Origin of the sequence: Marinicella marina (genome assembly GCF_030065545.1) — a bacterium.
GTDB lineage: Bacteria > Pseudomonadota > Gammaproteobacteria > Xanthomonadales > Marinicellaceae > Marinicella > Marinicella marina.
In genome coordinates this window covers 95,551-113,570 of the sequence record NZ_JASJNC010000001.1, presented here as the reverse complement: position 1 = coordinate 113,570, position 18,020 = coordinate 95,551, and the positions used below count along the sequence as shown (strand labels likewise).

16 protein-coding genes are annotated in these 18,020 nt (G+C 45.3%); 5 read left to right on the top strand and 11 right to left on the bottom strand.

The annotated features are described in order from the left end of the window. The first annotated feature begins 25 nt into the window (after positions 1–25). The 3 genes from QNI24_RS00575 to QNI24_RS00565 all read left to right on the top strand — a co-directional run bounded on the left by QNI24_RS00575 (position 26) and on the right by QNI24_RS00565 (position 2,413). Entirely contained in the window at positions 26–730 is a 705-nt protein-coding gene (locus QNI24_RS00575; RefSeq protein WP_267176766.1) for a TIGR00153 family protein, read from the top strand. Between the two features lie 11 nt (positions 731–741). Then, complete coding sequence (locus QNI24_RS00570) at positions 742–1,992, top strand: inorganic phosphate transporter (RefSeq protein ID WP_430539198.1); 1,251 nt, start codon at positions 742–744, stop codon at positions 1,990–1,992. A gap of 79 nt (positions 1,993–2,071) precedes the next feature. Then, positions 2,072–2,413 carry a nuclear transport factor 2 family protein gene (locus tag QNI24_RS00565; RefSeq protein ID WP_267176767.1) on the top strand — a complete coding sequence of 114 codons (342 nt, stop codon included), beginning with the start codon at positions 2,072–2,074 and terminating at the stop codon, positions 2,411–2,413. Positions 2,414–2,464: 51 nt separating this feature from the next. On the opposite strand, the gene QNI24_RS00560 is transcribed toward QNI24_RS00565, so the two are convergent. Continuing rightward, on the bottom strand, positions 2,465–3,229 hold the full coding sequence (locus QNI24_RS00560; protein ID WP_267176768.1) for a DUF4097 family beta strand repeat-containing protein: 765 nt from the start codon (positions 3,227–3,229) through the stop codon (positions 2,465–2,467). Positions 3,230–3,324: 95 nt separating this feature from the next. Between QNI24_RS00560 and QNI24_RS00555 the strand changes: the two genes are divergently transcribed. Next, positions 3,325–3,546, top strand: coding sequence for a CPXCG motif-containing cysteine-rich protein (locus QNI24_RS00555; protein WP_347177847.1), 222 nt, complete (start codon positions 3,325–3,327; stop codon positions 3,544–3,546). 38 nt (positions 3,547–3,584) lie between these two features. Here QNI24_RS00555 and QNI24_RS00550 read toward each other — a convergent pair whose 3' ends face one another. The 5 genes from QNI24_RS00550 to QNI24_RS00530 all read right to left on the bottom strand — a co-directional run bounded on the left by QNI24_RS00550 (position 3,585) and on the right by QNI24_RS00530 (position 10,858). After that, positions 3,585–6,233 (bottom strand): right-handed parallel beta-helix repeat-containing protein, encoded by a 2,649-nt coding sequence (locus QNI24_RS00550; RefSeq protein WP_267176770.1) that lies wholly within the window; start codon positions 6,231–6,233, stop codon positions 3,585–3,587. 285 nt (positions 6,234–6,518) lie between these two features. Continuing rightward, positions 6,519–9,227 (bottom strand): serine/threonine-protein kinase, encoded by a 2,709-nt coding sequence (locus QNI24_RS00545; protein WP_267176771.1) that lies wholly within the window; start codon positions 9,225–9,227, stop codon positions 6,519–6,521. Next, positions 9,224–9,727 (bottom strand): ECF-type sigma factor, encoded by a 504-nt coding sequence (locus QNI24_RS00540; protein WP_267176772.1) that lies wholly within the window; start codon positions 9,725–9,727, stop codon positions 9,224–9,226. The genes QNI24_RS00545 and QNI24_RS00540 overlap by 4 nt, the downstream gene beginning before the upstream one ends. A 100-nt stretch (positions 9,728–9,827) precedes the next feature. Continuing rightward, positions 9,828–9,992: a type II toxin-antitoxin system antitoxin gene (locus tag QNI24_RS00535; protein ID WP_267176773.1), complete on the bottom strand. Its 165-nt coding sequence runs from the start codon at positions 9,990–9,992 to the stop codon at positions 9,828–9,830. 2 nt (positions 9,993–9,994) lie between these two features. Then, positions 9,995–10,858, bottom strand: coding sequence for an SPFH domain-containing protein (locus QNI24_RS00530; RefSeq protein WP_458368007.1), 864 nt, complete (start codon positions 10,856–10,858; stop codon positions 9,995–9,997). Positions 10,859–11,009: 151 nt separating this feature from the next. Here QNI24_RS00530 and QNI24_RS00525 point away from each other — a divergent pair, with 151 nt between their 5' ends. After that, positions 11,010–12,110 carry an acyltransferase family protein gene (locus tag QNI24_RS00525; RefSeq protein WP_267176775.1) on the top strand — a complete coding sequence of 367 codons (1,101 nt, stop codon included), beginning with the start codon at positions 11,010–11,012 and terminating at the stop codon, positions 12,108–12,110. Between the two features lie 14 nt (positions 12,111–12,124). Here QNI24_RS00525 and QNI24_RS00520 read toward each other — a convergent pair whose 3' ends face one another. From QNI24_RS00520 to QNI24_RS00500, 5 genes are read right to left on the bottom strand one after another with little or no spacing between them, the layout of a single operon-like run. After that, complete coding sequence (locus QNI24_RS00520; protein WP_267176776.1) at positions 12,125–13,786, bottom strand: BatD family protein; 1,662 nt, start codon at positions 13,784–13,786, stop codon at positions 12,125–12,127. A gap of 3 nt (positions 13,787–13,789) precedes the next feature. After that, complete coding sequence (locus QNI24_RS00515; RefSeq protein WP_283708423.1) at positions 13,790–15,589, bottom strand: VWA domain-containing protein; 1,800 nt, start codon at positions 15,587–15,589, stop codon at positions 13,790–13,792. Next, positions 15,589–16,557: a VWA domain-containing protein gene (locus QNI24_RS00510; RefSeq protein ID WP_267176778.1), complete on the bottom strand. Its 969-nt coding sequence runs from the start codon at positions 16,555–16,557 to the stop codon at positions 15,589–15,591. Before QNI24_RS00510 ends, QNI24_RS00515 begins: the two co-directional genes overlap by 1 nt. Then, entirely contained in the window at positions 16,550–17,062 is a 513-nt protein-coding gene (locus QNI24_RS00505) for a DUF4381 domain-containing protein (protein WP_267176779.1), read from the bottom strand. Before QNI24_RS00505 ends, QNI24_RS00510 begins: the two co-directional genes overlap by 8 nt. Further along, positions 17,062–18,018, bottom strand: a complete 957-nt coding sequence (locus tag QNI24_RS00500) for a DUF58 domain-containing protein (RefSeq protein WP_267176780.1) — start codon at positions 18,016–18,018, stop codon at positions 17,062–17,064. Before QNI24_RS00500 ends, QNI24_RS00505 begins: the two co-directional genes overlap by 1 nt. Positions 18,019–18,020 lie beyond the last annotated feature (2 nt).

Genomic DNA, 18,020 nt, shown 5'->3' with positions numbered 1-18,020 from the left:
GCGCCACATCATTGAGGGGGGTATAATGGGCGCACTTAAAACCAAGGGAGGCACCATGGGTAACTTTATTTCTGACATGCTGGGTCGTTCGCCAGTCGAACCATTACAAAAACACATCAAAACGGCATACGATGCAGCGGCATTGTTGCCTTCGCTGTTTGTTGCAGCTAATTTAAATGACTGGGTTAAGGTGGATGAAATCACCAATGCCATCAGGCAGCTTGAAAACGATGCCGATGATTTAAAAAATGACATCCGCTCGAATTTGCCGAAGAGCTTGTTTATGCCAGTGCCGAGACAAGATTTACTCGAGTTGGTTTTGGTGCAAGACAAGGTGGCTAACCTCAGTAAACAAATTGCTGGCATGGTTCGACTGCGCAAAATGCAAATACCCGCACCGCTGGCTGATATGTTTGCTGATTTTGTGTCCCGCTGTGTGGACGCGGCTAAAAAAGCCAAGCAAAGTGTCAATGAGTTAGATGAGTTGTATGAAACCGGTTTTCGTGGGGCGGAAGTTAAAGTGGTAGAGAAACTGATTGCCAAGCTAGACAGAATTGAAACCGAAACAGACAACATGCAAGCAGACTTACAAGAACAAGTTTACTTAATGGAAAAGGGCTTACCACCGGTTGAAGTGATGTTCTTATATAAATTAATAGACATGTTAGGTGATGTGGCGGATCAAGCAGAACGCATTGGTAGAAGGCTTGAATTGTTGTGGGCTAAGTAAGGGGACAAATTGTGGAATATGAATTAACGTATATTATTTTAGCGGCTGTATTTGGCGGTTTTATGGCGTGGGGTATTGGTGCCAATGACGTGGCCAATGCCATGGCCACATCGGTTGGCTCAAAGGCAATCACTATCAAACAAGCCATCATCATTGCAGCTATTTTTGAGTTCGCAGGCGCCGTATTGGCTGGTGGTGCGGTGACTTCGACCATTCGCAAAGGCATTATTGATGCTTCTGCCGTAGAGGGCAACCCTGAACTATTGATCTTCGGCATGTTGGCGTCCTTGTTGGCGGCTGGTTGTTGGTTGTTGTTGGCTTCTCGTAAAGGTTGGCCGGTTTCGACCACCCACTCGATTGTGGGCGCAGTGGTTGGCTTTGCTGCGGTGGGCATCGGAACAGAAGCCATTAAGTGGGGTAAGGTTGGTGATATTGTTTTGAGCTGGGTGGTTACGCCGATGATTGCAGGTTTCTTGGCGTTCTTAATATTCCAAACGGTTCATCATTTGATACTTAAACAAAAAGATCCGCTGGCCAAAGCCAAACGTTACGTGCCCTTTTATATGTTCTTAACTGCATTTGTTTTGACTTTGGTAACCATTAAGAAAGGTTTGAAACACGTTGGTTTAGAGCTTACCGATATGCAAGCTTATTCTTATGCTGCTTTAAGTGGTGTGATTGTGGCTTTGATAGGCGCTTATTTTGTGTCTAAAATCAAAGCAGATAAAAAGAAAGAAAAAGACTTTCACTTCTATACCGTAGAGCGAGTGTTTGCGGTGTTGATGGTCATCACGGCATCGGGCCTGGCTTTCGCACACGGTTCCAATGACGTGGCCAATGCCGTGGGACCTGTGGCGGCAGTGGTTTCAACCGCACATACCGGCATTGTCGCGGCTAAATCAGGTATTCAAACCTGGATCCTGTTGTTAGGTGGTATTGGTATTGTGATTGGTCTGGCCACATTTGGTGTCCGCGTAATCAGGACGGTCGGTCAAAAAATCACCCATTTAACACCTTCAAGAGGGTTTGCAGCAGAACTGGCAGCCTCGACTACCATTGTGGTGGCTTCCGGAACTGGCATGCCCATTTCTACCACCCAAACGTTGGTTGGAGCTGTTTTGGGCGTGGGTATGGCGCGTGGTATCTCAGCCATTGACTTGAAGGTGGTGAGGAACATTTTCGCATCCTGGGTGGTAACCATTCCAGCTGGTGCCAGCTTGTCGATTGTGTTTTTCTTTATTTTGAAAGCCATTTTCAGCTGATTAAAAGATTATTATTTCAACCTGAAAGCCTGCTGTTAAAAGCAGGCTTTTTTGTGCTGAACTGTTTATAATATTTGCTATGAGTACTTCATCTGAAATCGCCCAATTGTATTTTGATTTATCTAACCAAGCGGATTTAAGCGCCATAGAAAAATTGATACATCCAGAGGCCACTTACAGTTCTGTTAATACCGGACTGTATTACGGTATTGAAAACATCATGCTGATGATGAGGGCTTTTTTTGATCAATACCAAAGCCTGCAGTGGCAGATAAAAAGCATTGAACAACTTGATCAACACATCACTGAACTGTATTTCGATTGCGAAGCATGTAAAAACAACAGCGAAATTGATGTTTTCAGTGGGGTAGAGCGGATTGTGGTGGTCGGCGGTTTGATTCGGTACATCGAAGTGCGATGATCAGAAACTGGGCACCTTAGGTGGTGCCCTGTTTTTTGTGATGGCTTTAACTTACTTTTTACCCCAGCGTTGACCATTGACCCGAATTGAGCCTGAACCATCATCAATCAAAATAAATTCGCCTTCCAGTCCTTTTACCACCACATCACCAGAGCCGTCATCTACTTTGAAGTCACCGGTGATCTTTTTGCCATTGATGCTGCCAGAACCATCTTCTACAGCGACGTTGCCATAAATGTTTTTCAGGTCAATTGAACCAGAGCCATCATCCAATTCAACATCACCATTGACATCCGTTATTTGAATCGATCCAGAGCCATCCTCTATCTCAACTGTGTTGCCAATATCCCTCAAAGTAATCGAGCCAGAGCCATCATCAATGGTCACTGCGCCATCTACATTTTCGACACTGATATAACCGGAGCCATCATCAATCACCAACTCCAAACCTCTGGGTATTTCTACTTGAAGGTTAATGGCGAGGTTTTTACTGCCCCAGTTGCCACTCATTTTCTTTTGTTTGGCCGTTAATAAACCATAACCACTGTCACGTTTTAAGCTCAACAACATTTTGTCATCAAAACCTTCCAACATGTCATCCATGTTCTTGTAGTCATCTGAAGTGATGGTGGCATAAACTTGAATCTCATTGCCAGAAGTGCCAACCACTTCAATAGACCCGGCGCCAGCATCAATTTCTAGGCCACTTAAGCGGTCTGTATTCAGATTCAAGCTGCGTTCAAAACTTAAGTCTTTACCTGCCATGGCGGCATAAGACACCAGACTGATGGCTGCGATAATAGCGGTTTTTTTCATGGTCATCTCCTTAAAAATTGGTTTCATTGTTATGAAAACGGCTTGGTTGAGTAAAAGTTACAGTTCAACGCATTATTTACAAGAATTATTCTATCATGCTGAATCTGTTTAATATTGAGGCAAAAATGTCTGGATTGGTTACTCAAAACGTACAATGTCCCTGTTGTTGGGAAACATTTGAAGCGGTTATTGATTGTTCAGTGGAACAGCAAGAATATGTAGAAGACTGTTATGTGTGTTGCCGTCCCTTAATATTTAGGGTTGTCAGTGATGGTGAAACGGTGACTGACATAGCCGTTGATTCTGAAAACGAATAACCCCCCAGTTGTTAACATGAGGGGTTTTCTGATTGCTGTTATTGTTTAAGCCCTCTTCTGATGATGATTTCAGCATCAAAACCATCTTTGAATATCAGGTCAGCTGCTGTGACGGAGCCCCGTTCAATGGCACCGACATCACAGGCTGCATTACCATCGTTGTCACCATCCCAGGGTCTGATGCGATTTATCTGATCAGTTCTCAGTTCACAAAATACCCCGCCAGTATCAACCGCATCACCACCAGCCACAGGCAAGTGGTTTTTGGTGCTACCGCCATTATTGCCTAAGGTGGTTTCAATCACAGTATCGGTGGCGCCGGCGGGTATAATCACACCGGGTGTTATGGTCACACCAGTGGTGCCGCTTTCACCATTCTGGCCGAGAATATTGGTGCCATTTAAAGTGATGGTATCAGGCGAACTGACCAGTTCTGGTGGTGTGACTGGTCCTCCTCTGGATGCCAAATTGTTTGCTGCATGTAAAACAGAGTTTGGATTGACCCGGGATTGAGGCACAGGTATTGGTGCTGTGATGCTGTTGCCTGAAATGATCGAATTTGAGAGTGTAATCAATTCAGCGCCTGCGGCATAAATGCCACCTGTGATGCCACCACCTTGGTTTCCTGTCACCGTCAAGCCCTTCAACTGAGTGTTTGTGGTACCGGCTATAACGACGCCGCCAGCATTATTACCGGTGTTGTTAGAGATGGTGCTGTTGGTTATTTTGGTCAAAGAATTGCCATTGATAAGCATACCGCCAAAATAGGCGTTGGCGTTATTGTTGATGCTGGATTGTTCAATAAGAACCCCATTTGACTGCACAGTGAAAATGCCTGCAGCTGCAGTTACGTAGGAATTGATTCCAATGGTATTGTATTCAATGGCTGAATCAACCAACGATGTATTGATAGAAATAATATCCAGAAGTCCCATGCTTTCAGAACCACTGATGGTGGTAGATACCACATTCACATTGCCACCATACATGGCAGCCACAGCAGCCAGTTGTCCGTTGGCGCCACTGACAGTTGAATCAATCAAGTTCAATTGACCTTGGTCTTCAATCAGTAACAAATCAAAGTTTTCCAGGCTGGCAGGATCCCTTTGTATGCTGCTGTTGTTGCCCTCTAGTGTAATCGCGGTGTCAATACTGGGCAGGCCAAAGGGTGAATTAAAGAAACCATTGACAAAATAATCAGCAGTGGCTGATACCGATTGGGTGCTGTTTTCTGGCAAAGTGATGATGTCGTGGAAATTACCAGGTTGGCAGCCTCCTATACTGGCATCATTGTTGGCTGAGAGAATGGCGTTACTGAGCGTACAGGGTGCGCCGTCAGCTACGATGGGGGTGGTGTGTTCCGAGGCACCGATATCACAGACAAAACTGCCATTACCGTCACCATCAAGGCCCCTGGCTTTGCCAGTTTGGTCAGTCAGTGAACCAGCACAAGCAAGGTCATTGCTGTCAATTGCAGCTGAATTAACTTTCAGCGGATGAACCAGCTGGCCTTTTGATAGGGTCAGCGGATACAGATTGTCATCTATGTCATTGATGAAGCTGGTGTTGGTTCCGCTTAATTCGACACCAACTGTTCCACTGCTGCCATTATCACCGATGATGTTGTTACCATCCAACACCAGGGCAGTTGGGTTGGCGTTGTAGATATTGGCAGCGAAATTAAATATCGATTCATCATTGCCCGCGACAATAGTACCGGCAATGGTTAGCGTGCCATACTCACTAAAATTTAGGATGCCACTGGCATAATAGGACTGGTTGTTGGTGATGGTTGAATTGGTGATGGTCACTTCATTCTCAATCATCGGCCCCCCGCCCAGTTGGCCAGGCAGCGAACGCTGACTGAATATTGGCATGTAAGGCTGGTCTTTAATGATGATGCCGCCACCAAACGGGCTGCGGTTGCCACTGATGGTGGACTCAGTGATGCTCACTTCAGATTGGATGCTGGTGATGCCGCCAGCAAAACCAGGGCCACCGCCACCACCACCTAAAATATAGGGTGCATCAATGATTTCATTGTCAAATAGGCTGGTTCTGGATATTTGTGCGGTGGTGAAAAGCATGGTTAAGCCAGCAGCGTAATCTGCTGCATCCAAGGTGTTGTGTCTGATGACGCTGTTATCAATCACGTGTCCGCTGCCACCGACTAAAAATACCCCGCCGCTGTTATTATCAAAGGTGGTGTTTTCCAGCGTGACACGCCCACCGTTGCTGAATAAGCCACTGCCACCGTAGGGCAGCGCTGAGTCAGCACCAGTGACAGTGGTATCGCGCAAGGTCAAATCAGCACCGTAACCCACAGTGAAAACCCTCACAGGGTCGCTGGCATAATCAGCGTTCAGTGTCAGGCCATTGCCTTCAATGGTTACCTCGGATTCAATCGAAGGTAAAGCCTCAACGCCACCGCCTATGATGCCTTTGACTGGAGCAGGAGGAACCAAAGGGCCTGTGATGTTGATGACTAAATTTGGTTGTTGTATTTGTATGACATCAGCGCCTGAACCAGCACCACATAACCCTTCGGCAGTGTCGTTGTTGGCTGAGTTGATGGCGTCAATTAAGGTACAGTCATCGTTGACTGTGATGGTGGCCGATTGGGCCGAACCCATGGCTGTCAGCAAAGCGCTGCAAAGCAAGGTTTTTTTCATTTTTAGATTTTTCATTTCCCCGTCTCTTTTTTTGACTACTAATTATTATAGATTAAAATGATTTCATTGGCATGCTTTATGAATTCAATCTTGTCGACATACCGGGTATGAACCAGATAATTAGCTTAGTTAATAAACTAAAAAACCCACAACAAAAAATGTTGTGGGTTAAGTCGTTGTTGGGATTCAAACTTCCCCCGCTTGATCCAAACTTAAGTGGTAGAGGTAGATGACCACTACAATGACATTGTTGTCATTACCCTATAAAGCGTAAAACAAGTAGATTTCCCTCAAATTAATTTAATTTATTTGATTAATTAATGGTTGAGCTCGATTTAAAACCATTTTTTGTCCATCTGAGTCTGGAAAATAAATGGCTTGAGAAAGAGTCAGTGCAGATACCAGTAAACGGTTGGCTAAGGAGAATTCATCACATCCAAAAGCCAATTCTCCCAGCCACAGTTCATTGTGCATGCGACGCCAACTTCGGTCTGACATTTGTTGTACATCCGGTATGATTTCTCGGATTTCTGCCAAGGCTTGTTGGCACAGTTTTTTATCCGTGCCAATTTTATTGGCGATTTGGGTGATGGTGTTTTGCCTTTGTGATAGGTTGTGCTCGATAACGATAGGTTGAATTTCTTCTAATAGGGCAGCGGAGGCTTGATGGCGTCCCATTTTGGCCAACAAACGGGCTAAATTACTTTTGCTGCTGGCGATTCTGGTGGGGCTTTGCGCATGGTATTTTTCGCGTAATTTGATGCTCTTTTTGTACATAGGTTCGGCGGCTTCGTACCTGCCCATGTCTTCATACAGGTAACCCAAATTATTGACTTCAAGTACATAATTCAGGCTTTCTTCACCCGTCAAGCGTTGACTGATTTCCATGGCACTTAAGTAAATTTTTTCAACTTCACTGAAACGGCCTTTGTCATGATACAGCGCACCAAGCTCTGCCAAAACCGAACCATAAAAAGGGTGGTCTTTGCTGTACAGCTTTTCGCCTTTCTCAATGGCGTCAAGTAAGGTTAACTCGGCTTCTTTATATAGCTCCAGGCGTTTATATCGGTTGGCCAAGTTTTTCAGGCGGTTGAGGTATTGTGGATGCATTTGGCCATGTAATTGTTGGGCATAATCCAGTGCTGCTAAATTGTACTTAAGTGCGGTTTGCGGATCTTTTGCACTGATACTGAGTTCGTTGTAAATTCTGCCTAATAAATCGGCATCGTTGATGTTGTGCTGTTCCAGGCCTTGCATCACTCGCAGCAAATTACTTTCAATTTCCGTCCTTTGATTCAATTGATTGGCCAAGGTAGCCATTTTGGCTTCATGCCAAGCCAGGGCTTTGATGTCTTTGACTTGGGCTTTGATTGTTTCGGCTTGTTGTTGATAAGCAACGGCTTGGTCTTGTTGGTTCGCAAAGTTTGACATAACGACCAGTTGACCCAAGGCGTTTAATTGGCCTGGCAGGTCATCCAGCGATTCATAAATACTGAGGACCACTTGGTAATGTTCGACCGATTGGGGTGTGTTGCCGAGGTGGTGGTGAATGCCGGCCAATTTGCTTAACAATTCAGCTTTGATTTTTGGTTGGTTATCTAAACCGTTGGCCAATTGACGCTCTGCACTCACCAACACATCTTGTAATTTAATGTCCTCACCTTTGTGCCCCAACGGTGAAGCTGATTCAAGGATGTTGACCAAAAAGTCAGTGGTTCTGTTGGCCACGATGGATTGCTCTTGTGCTTGTTGTTGTGCAGCTAAGGCTTTATCCCGTTCAGCAGTCAACAGTTTTTGGTTGTACAACAAAGCCAGCGGCAGGCCAATCAGAAACATCAGCAATGCCGTGCTCAGTGCTGCTGACGCTGGGTTACGTGTGATGAATTTTTTGGTCTTGTACCACCAGCCATCACCCACCGCAACCAAAGGTTTGCCATCGAGGTAATTCTTGATGTCATTGGCCATGTCTTTGACTGTGGCATAACGCCTTTTGGGCTCCTTGCGCAAAGCCATCATGATCAGGTTATCCAAATCGCCCTTGAGGTTTTTTATGGTGTAGTTTCTGACCAGGTTCAATTGGGTGGCCATTGAACTGGGTGTCAAAGGTGAGTTTTTGGTGATTTCTTCAATCATTTGCGCTGGCACTTCAGTGTCGTGGGCTTGTGCCCTGCGACCAGTGAGCATTTCATACAGTAACAAGCCTAAGGCATAAACATCGGTCGCGGTAGAAACTGGTTCGCCGGTGACTTGTTCTGGGCTTGAGTAAGCCAAAGTCATGATCGGCAAGGTTGCTGTTTTGACTGCTTCACCGTCAACGAATTTAGCGATGCCGAAATCAAGTAACTTAACCGTGCCATCGGCTGTGATGAGTATGTTGGATGGTTTGATGTCTCGATGAATAACGGAGAATGAGTGGGCGTAACTGATGGCCTCGCAAATCTGTAAAAAGCATTTAAGGTAGGCTTTGAGGGAGAAGTTATGGTGTTTGGCGTATTGCAGCAGCGGCTGCCCTTCAACCAATTCAATGACCATATATGGCCTATTGTTTTCTAGCTCGCCCCCACCAATCAGTTGGGCGATGTTGGGATGTTTGAGCGTGGCCAAGGTTTTTCTTTCGGTCTTAAAACGAGATAACTCATGTTCATCATGAACCGGTTTTAAAAATTTAATGGCCACTTGTTGGTTGAAATCACCGGTGCTGCGTTCAGCCAACCAGACTTCACCTTGACCACCCTCGCCAATTTTTTTGACTAATTGGAAGGCGTCGATTTTCATGCCTGCTTTGAGGGGTTTTATGTCTAAGCTCACTTGCACCGAGTCAACCACTGCTTGGGTCAAGTCAATGTTTTTGTTGGCATGTTGTAATAACTCAGTGACATGGGCTTTAATTTCATCACTGGCGTTGGCCGCCGCAATCAACGCCTGCTGCGCGGATTTTGGTAGGTCAACGCAGGCATCAAACAATGCTTTTGCACCCATTGCAGGAGGCTGGGACTTATTTGAACTCATGGTACATTTTGTTCAATAAAATAACTGATGTGTGCTTTGGCAAAACGCAAATCACGTTCTAGAGTTGCAATCGATATTCCCAGCATTTGGGCAGCTTGACTGCGTTCGGTGTTGGTGAAGTAAAACAGGTCTATGGCATCGGCAGCCCTTTGATCCATTTGTTTGAGGTCTTCGATGGCGGCGTTGATGACTTCAAAGTCAGTGATGTTATTGCTGATACCTAAAGCGTCGGTGTACATGACTTTTTTCTTGTCACCGCCTCGTTTTAGGGATGCTTTATGGCGCCCATAATCAACCAGTAAGCGTCGCATTTGACGGGCCAAAACAAAAGTGTACTGTTGCTCAGTAAAAGAAGTGTTTTGTGGCTGCTTGACCTTTAAAAAGGCTTCATGCACCAAATCTGTGGGTGATAGGGTGTGACCATTGCGTTCGCTTTGCATCAACTTGTTGGCGATGCGTTTTAATTGCACGTAAACTTCGTGATTGAGGTTTTGCTCCATGCATTAATCTTAACATGACCCAGCTTAAAAATAATGCTGTTAGGTCTTCAATTATTGTATTGCTTTACCTTAATGTAAGATTGGCAGAGCATAACTGAGTTCATTTTTTTTGTTGTTTTTTTAGTCGACCAGATTTTCTCAGAGCTTCTCTTAGCAGGTACTCGATTTCAGCATTGACACTGCGTAAATCATCAGCAGCCCATTGTTGGACTGCTGACAAAATATCTTCGTTGATGCGAAGAGGGAATGATTTCTTCTTAGACATGTCTAATATAAGCTGCCTGAATTAACCACCGGCTGGGCATTTTCTTCACTGCATAAAACCACCATCAAGTTACTGACCATGGCTGCTTTGCGTTCATCGTCCAGTTCAATGATTTGTTTTTTACTCAATTCTTGCAGTGCTATTTCAACCATACCTACAGCGCCAGCAACAATTTGTGTTCTGGCTGCCACTATGGCTTGTGCCTGTTGTCTTTTTAACATGGATGCAGCAATTTCCTGAGCGTAGGCCAAGTGTGAAATTCTGGCTTCAATAACTTTAACTCCAGCCTTGTTCAATCGATCTTGAACTTCTTTTTGTAATAAGTTAGCGATCTCTTGTGGGTCTGAGCGTAAGGTGAGTTTTTCATCGTTATGTGACTCATAAGGATAAGCAGTGGCGAGATTTCTTAATGCCGCTTCAGTTTGAATGTGCACAAAAGATTCATAATCATCCACTTCAAAAATAGCCTCTGCAGTGTCGACCACTTTCCAAACCACCACAGTGGCAATTTCAATGGGGTTACCGGCCGAATCATTCACTTTTAATTTACCACTCTCAAAGTTTCTGACCCGTAAAGACACGGCTTTTTTACCGAAAAAGGGGTTGGCCCATCGCAAGCCAGAGTCATCGACTGTGCCTACATAGCGTCCAAAAAGCTGTAAAACCTTCGATTCGTTTGGATTGACCATGAAAAATCCTGCGAGCAAGATAAGTAGTACGGGTAAGGCAGCAATGCAAGTGATCAGCAAAGGTGTGATTTTATTGCGTCCAGCAAATATCAACAGTGCAATGTCAGCGATTATTAAAGCGATGAATAACAACAGCATAGGAATGCCGTTCAAAGCTTTTCTTTTTTGTTCTGTAATCATAATAAACTCCATAAAATCAAATGATATTAAAATGATATCATAATGTATGATAGATATCAGTGCCATTGGTCATGATTCAATTAAGGCTTGAAAATATAATGGGTTGGGGTAAGGTAAGTGCTTTGTTGTTTGGAACTCACTCGGACTCATGTTATTGCAGAACATTCAATTCCTGCGTGGTGCGGCAGCGCTGGCAGTTGTTTTCTACCATCTTGCACCGCATTTTTTTAACACCAATCACCTGATGGAAAAAATGCACTTGTTTATGGTGCAGTTTGGGTATGCTGGGGTTGATGTTTTTTTCGTAATCAGTGGTTATGTGATATGGATTTCTACGTACGGTAATCAAAGCAAAAAGACCCCATCAGAATTTGCCTACAAACGAGCTGCAAGGATTTATTTGGGTTATTGGCCTTATTATTTAATCACCACCGCTTTGGTGGCATATTTTGCCGCTGATAAATTCAGTTCTGTGAATATGTTGGGTTCATTCTTTTTGACAGAGTTGACGATTCCTCATTTGATATTGCAGGTGGCGTGGACGCTCAGCTTTGAGTTGTATTTCTATTTGCTGTTTACTATTTGCTTATTTTTATCTGTCAATGATTGTAAACGTGTTTTGATGGGTTTTGCTTTATTGATTGTTCTTGTTCAAGCCTATGGCATCCTCGTCATGGATGTGTATTCATTGTCCAACCTACCCACAACATCGTCAGTATTCACTTTTTTCTTTTCTCCTTTTTGTTTGCAGTTTTTAGCCGGTGTCGGCGTAGCCATATTTTTTGAAAACCATCGGGTAAAATACTTAAAAACAGGGCTGCTTGTGGCAGCATTGGTTTTTGTTTTTACTCTATGGTATCAACACGATGCACTGGATGAGGGTCATTACCTTTCGATGGGGTATTATGCACCTGTCAGGGTGTTGTTATTCGGTCTGGTGGCAGTTGTTGTAGTTGCATTGTTGGTTGAAGCAGAAAAGCGCGGGAGACTGGTGATGCCCAAGCTGGGTAAGCTATTGGGTGATGCTTCCTATAGTTTGTACTTGTCGCATATACCTATTTTGTTTGTTTTTACTCAAATCGGCATGATCACTTGGGGCCGAACCAGTGAATGGCACCACCTGCTGGCACTGGTCATTATTGTTGCCACCATTGCAATTTACAGTGTACTGCATTATCGCTTGATTGAATGGCCCTTGATGCAATGGGCCAAGCGCAAGGGGCAGATGCTCTTTCACAGCAAAAACTGAATGCTGTCTCAGCTTCAGCTGTATAACTCGGGTAATCCGCTGGTTTTGGATGCAATGACTTGAGCGGGTTTGAAATGACCTGCTTTTATCATTTTTTGCCAATCAATATTCAAAGGTTCAGTGTTTTGACTGTAAAGGTTTTGTTGTAAGGCAGTGATGGCATCACGTGATTGCCCAGCTTCCAACTGCTGCTTAATCTGACCCAGATTGGTGACCTGTTGCTGGTGTGCTTGGTTCCACCAATCTATCAAAGTGGTTTGGATATGGGCAGTTGTCGCCTGATTAAGGTTTTTTATTGAGACGCTGTTGATGCGTTCAGGTGGTGTTGTCACTGGGACAGTGGTTTTGCCTTTGGCTTTAAACCACAACAAGCATAAGGTCAGTAACCACATGGCTGCAAAACCAATTGCCAGAGAACGCCACAACACAGTTGAGCCGTCATTGTTGTTATTCAGAGCAACCGGTTCAGTGGTAGGTATGGTTGTTGTTTCAGGGGGGTTAAAGTTAATCGCCGGAGGGGCCTCGGTGGTGCCTGCAGCGGCTGGTTCGATGTTCAGAACAGTGGCAGGTATGGTTGCTGTTGCAGCTTGTTGTTTGTTGGTGTCAAACCATTCCAAATTGAAAGCCGGTATTTCCAAAGCACCTTTGCGCGTCGGAATGACTGCATATTTAATGACTTTAGAGGCAATCAACTGTTGACCATCTGTGCGCGTCATGGTGTCGGTTTTGTCTTGGTAAATTTTTGCTCCAGCTATTTCAGGAATGAGCAAGTCAGGTAATTGTGTTTCCGACAAACCGCTGGCGGATAAATTAATGGTGCGGGTGATTGGTTCCCCTACCTGATAAGGCTTATTTTGCGACCAGCTTTGTTGTAAGTTGACTTGTTTGGCGGGCAACCAATTTTTGTTGACGAATGCCTGTGGTATCTGTTTGATTTCTAATTCCAGCATTGGTGATACTTTGCGAATCGGTCGACCGCGAGAAAACATGCTCAGTGATTGTCTGCTGTTGTCTGTGACTTCCCCTTCAAACACCAATGGATTCAGTGTCAACGGACCGCTGTTTTCAGCAAATATTGCGTACTTTCTTTCCAAAACTTGGTAGGTTCTGCCGTCGCGCTGAGTGGTGTAATTGGCGCCTTTATTGATCTGTTGCACGATCACGCCGTCGGCGCTGGGCTCGGTCAAAGCACCGTTCTTGAGGTTAATGGCATAAAGTAAACGCACAGTCAATAAGACCTCTTCTTGGACAAAGGCTGATGATTTGTTGGTTTCTAGCTCAATGAATATATCACCGCTGGCTTGGGCGTTTGGATCTGGTTTCTTTACTTCAATTTTTATCGCTTGGGTACGGTCTCCGTCAACTTCAAGCGGCGGGATCAGGTGGGAACCAAGTGATTTTGGCACCAACAAGACCTGCCAAGTGGTTTCAGTAGAAACATCACCATTGATGATTTTAGTGGACGAGGATTTACCGGTTTGGCCGACGTGAAAGACAGCGTCCAGAATGGTGAAATCAGGTTGGCTGTTGGTGTTTTTATCTGAGCTGATGGTTAGGGTAAATGACTCACCCAAAAATATACTTTGGCGATCTACACTGGCTTTTACTTCAGCGTGTGATTGGCCATTGAAGGCAGTCAACAGCAGTATCAGCAAAAATTGTTGGGTTAATCTCATGGCTTACCAATCCTCTGTGGTTTGATTGTCATAGCTTTCACCATCTTGGTTTCTGCGGTGGTATTGATACAAAAATTTTCGACGCATTAATCCGCCTGGGTCATCTTTGATTCTTCTGAGCCACTGCTCCATGGCTTGTTTTTCTTCTGCATCAAGTGCTTTCTCTTCTGGCGTCAATTCGATGCTTTCTTGTTGTTCTTGTTGTTCTTGTTGTTCCTGCTCTTGTTGTTCGGTCTGTTGTTCTTGTTCTTCAGCTTGTTGCTCTTGTTCTTGATCGGCTTCTGCCTGTTGGTCTTTTTGCGCCTGTTGTTGCTGTTCTTGTTGTTCTTGTTCGCTGCTTTCTTGGTTTTGTTGTTCTTGTTGTTGGTTATCCTGGCTGTCTTGAGACTCTTGGTTTTGTTGCTCTTGTTGTTCTTGCTGTTGTTGTTCTTGTTCCTGTTGTTGCTGCAAAGCTTGTTCAACAATGTTTTTGTTGTACAGTGTGTCCTCATCTTCAGGATCAAAAGTGAGGGCCTGGTTGTAACTGTCCAAGGCAGCGGCCAAATCACCAGCTTGGGCCAGCGCATTGCCCCGGTTGTAGTAATCTGCCAAGGAGTCTCCTGTTTTAGGATACAGCGATGTGGCGGTTTTAAAGTCTTGTTTTTTGTACGCAGCCGCTGCCTTTAGCGCCGTGCTCTGGGCTTGTTGAAAAGCTTTTTCAGGTGCTGTCTCTAATTGGCGATAAGCTTGTTGGTCTTTATTCAGCCACAAATCATCCCAGCTCAAAGCGTAGCTATGCTGGCTGTTGAGCATGAAGCCCACGCAAACAACCATCAACATGCCGCGCCGATATAACAGCGCCAGCATCGGTATCAACAACAGTGCCAATAAAGGACCATCATCTATGAAGTTCTCACTGCCAGACTCATTGTCTTTGCTTTGATTGTCATCGCGGTTGGGATTGGTTTCATACAGGTTGTCTTCATTGATGGTGTTATCCAGAACACTGAAGCGTCCTTGTCCAATGCGCGCCGCTTGCTGCAAGCTGTTGTAGTCTACTTGAGGAATAACAATTTGTCCGCGCAGGTCTTTAAGGAAACCTTGGTTGGTTGGAATCGGCGCGCCCTCTGCAGTGCCAACCGCCAGCACATGGATGGTGGTTCCTGAGTCACTGATGGCTTGTAGTCGATCTTGAGTTTTGAACATATCAATGCCATCGGTAACCAGTAAAATTTGGCCTTGGCTGACACCTGCCTGTTGCAGCAGTTCATCGGCTTTATCCAAAGCAGCAATGGTGTTAGTACCTGACGCTGGCATGATGCTGGGCTCAAGCACCCCCAACAGCGAAACAATGGTGGCGGTGTCGTCAGTTAAAGGTGTCACCACAAAAGCGTCACCTGAATAAACCACCAAGGCGGTTTGTCCGTCCTGACGTTTTTCTAATAAATCCTGTATTTTGAACTTGGCCCGTTGTAAGCGAGAAGGTTTCAAGTCATCAGATAACATGCTTTTCGAAACATCCAAGGCCACCACCAAAGCCGATTGATTTTTCACCATGGGTACAGTAATTTGTCTCGCAGCAGGTCCAGCCAAAGCCAAAATTAAGATCAGTGTGATTGGCCAATAAAGCCAGCGCCAACGCGTACCTTTGGCTGCAGAATTGATCTGCATGGCCTGTAACAGTTCAGGGTCACAGCTTTGTTGCCATCCGTCTTTTTGGCTGCGGGCATTCAACCAAAAATACAGTGCCAAGGCGGCAGGAATCAACAACCAAAGCAGTTGTGGTCTGAGAAAGTGAAATTGGCTCCAGATGAATTCGCTCATCATGACAATCGCCTCAACCACAAGGTTAAAAACAAACTCAACAGCGCCGCGAATAAAGGCCACATGTACAATTCTTTGGTTGGTCGATAGAACTGTTCCTCTTCTGCCAATGGCTCCAACTCATCAAGGATGGCGTAAATTTGTTCTAATTCATTGGTGTCGCGGGCGCGAAAATATTCGCCCTCTGTGATGGCCGCTATGCGTTTCAAGCTGGCTTCATCTAGATCTGAGGATGGATTGATGCGTCTTTGGCCACCAAAAAAACTGTTGACCACCAATTCATCGGCACCCACACCAATGGTATAAATTTTCAGTGCTTCAGCACGTGCCAGTTCTGCGGCTTTCAGGGGTTCAATGGCGCCTGCGGTGTTTTGGCCGTCGGTGAGCACAATCAATACGCGGTTGCCCTGTTCGGCTTCACGGGCTTTTTTAACCGCTAAACCGATGGAATCACCAATCGCTGTGGACTTCCCAGCCAGCCCTATGGCAGCCTCAAACAACAATGTTTTGACGGTTTCACGGTCAAAAGTCAAAGGTACTTGTAGGTAAGCATTTTCGCCGAATAGTATCAGCCCCAAACGATCACCGACTCGCCGTTCAATGAATTCACCGGCCACTTTTTTCACCGCTGTTAACCGGTCGACAGCTTGACCGTTGATTTGCATGTCTTTTTGTTCCATTGAGCCTGAAATATCGATGGCCAACATCAAATCCCTGCCTTCTACCGGTAATGGTACCGCCTCGCCAATCCATTGTGGTTTGCTCACAGCCAACAGTAACAACAGCCATGGCAAAACATTAAAAACGGAAGCGCGTGGCTGAAATTCACCGCTTTTGCTGCCAAAAAGATCATTTAAAAAAGGTGCATCAATGGTGGTGATGCTGGCCTGGCTTACTTTGGGTAGCATCCGCACCAACCAAGGCAGTGGCAGTAAAAAGAACACCCAAGGCCAATCAAAGTTATACATCTTCTGGCTCCTTGATTTTGGGCTTCATGGTTTGTTGTTTGATGAACTGGCGTGTGACCTGTAACAGTTGTTCGCTGTCGTATTCACAATCATTGCGATAAGCACCGGCCTTTAAAGTGTCAGCAAACGGGCTGAATAATTCAGATTGTGCCAAGTCGTTCAAGTAATCAATCCAGGCTTGGCCGGATAACGTGACAGCAGTGTTTTGTCTTAACTGGTACTTTACGAAGCGCCTGAGGAAAGCCGAAATATCTGTCAGTAACTGTTGTGCATCTTGAGTTTCATGGTGTTTGAACTCAAGTGCTGAGAGTTGTGCCTCAATGGCCAACCAGCGCTTTTTCTTTTGTCGATACCTGTACCAAATGATGGTTAACAGTGATAAGAGCACCAGCACCAATACAATTACAGCCCACCAGCCAGGTGCCAATGGCCAAAACCCCGGTTCTGTGGGCAGCTTGATGTCGCGCAGTGGCAGTGTGCTGAGTTCTGGTCCTGGTGCTTGCATCAGCCATTAGCCCCCAGCCAGTGGCTGAATGCCAGGGCAGGATTGGTTAAACCATTTTTTAAGGTGCTGACCCAATTGTCACTGGTTTGTATCGGTATCAAAGGTACCCCCGCTTTGATGATGTTATCTTTCAATGCTTGGATGTGACGTGATTGGCGCTCACGCATAGCTTTTTGGGTGCGGTCCAACTGGGTGTTCAGTACTTTGGCACGCTGTGAGGTTTGAACCCCGTACAAGGCTGGCAATGGTAATTGGTTTTCAAACGGGTCACTGACTTTGACCGCCAGCACATCATTGTGCTTTCTTAATTGCAATAAATGCCGTTTTGACTCATCACCTAAAGTTTGAAAATCACTGACTATGATCACCAAAGAACCGGGTCTGATGATGGTTCGCAGTTGTTTCAGCGCTTGGTCCAGTGGGTGGTGTTCTTGGTTTTTCCCAACGCTGTCAAACGCTTTGATCAGATGAGATATGACACCCATCATGCCACGTTTACCAGCGGTGGCTTTGCCGATGTGTAAGCCATTACTGCCAAAGCTCATGATGCCGATGCGATCACCTTGTTGTACCGACGACCAACCTAACAAAGCCGCAACCTTACTGGCCAATACGGATTTGAATTGTTTTTTAGTACCAAAACGCATGCTGTCATTGGCATCAACCACTAAGTAAGTGGGCCGTTCTCTCTCTTCTTGAAACAGTTTGGTGTGTGCTATGCCAGTTCTTGCTGTAACGCGCCAATCCATGTTTCTGATGTCGTCGCCGTTTTGATAAATTCTGGATTCTTGGTAATCCATACCGCGTCCACGAAAACGTGAATCATGTAAGCCCGAAATGGCAGAGGATGCTTTTTTTATGCTGGTCAAATTAAATTGGCGGGCATGCGGCCGCGTTTCAACCAAGCTCTTTGCGGTTACCGTGGTTTTTGCATTGTGCGGACTGGGTTGGCTCATGT

Coding starts and splice junctions, on each gene's coding strand:
- QNI24_RS00510 (WP_267176778.1), bottom strand. CDS start 16,557: ATGTATAACTTTGATTGGCCTTGGGTGTTCTTTTTACTGCCACTGCCT.
- QNI24_RS00545 (WP_267176771.1), bottom strand. CDS start 9,227: ATGAGTTCAAATAAGTCCCAGCCTCCTGCAATGGGTGCAAAAGCATTG.
- QNI24_RS00525 (WP_267176775.1), top strand. CDS start 11,010: ATGTTATTGCAGAACATTCAATTCCTGCGTGGTGCGGCAGCGCTGGCA.
- QNI24_RS00565 (WP_267176767.1), top strand. CDS start 2,072: ATGAGTACTTCATCTGAAATCGCCCAATTGTATTTTGATTTATCTAAC.
- QNI24_RS00500 (WP_267176780.1), bottom strand. CDS start 18,018: ATGAGCCAACCCAGTCCGCACAATGCAAAAACCACGGTAACCGCAAAG.
- QNI24_RS00520 (WP_267176776.1), bottom strand. CDS start 13,786: ATGAGATTAACCCAACAATTTTTGCTGATACTGCTGTTGACTGCCTTC.
- QNI24_RS00575 (WP_267176766.1), top strand. CDS start 26: ATGGGCGCACTTAAAACCAAGGGAGGCACCATGGGTAACTTTATTTCT.
- QNI24_RS00540 (WP_267176772.1), bottom strand. CDS start 9,727: ATGGAGCAAAACCTCAATCACGAAGTTTACGTGCAATTAAAACGCATC.
- QNI24_RS00535 (WP_267176773.1), bottom strand. CDS start 9,992: ATGTCTAAGAAGAAATCATTCCCTCTTCGCATCAACGAAGATATTTTG.
- QNI24_RS00560 (WP_267176768.1), bottom strand. CDS start 3,229: ATGAAAAAAACCGCTATTATCGCAGCCATCAGTCTGGTGTCTTATGCC.
- QNI24_RS00515 (WP_283708423.1), bottom strand. CDS start 15,589: ATGAGCGAATTCATCTGGAGCCAATTTCACTTTCTCAGACCACAACTG.
- QNI24_RS00550 (WP_267176770.1), bottom strand. CDS start 6,233: ATGAAAAATCTAAAAATGAAAAAAACCTTGCTTTGCAGCGCTTTGCTG.
- QNI24_RS00555 (WP_347177847.1), top strand. CDS start 3,325: ATGCTGAATCTGTTTAATATTGAGGCAAAAATGTCTGGATTGGTTACT.
- QNI24_RS00505 (WP_267176779.1), bottom strand. CDS start 17,062: ATGCAAGCACCAGGACCAGAACTCAGCACACTGCCACTGCGCGACATC.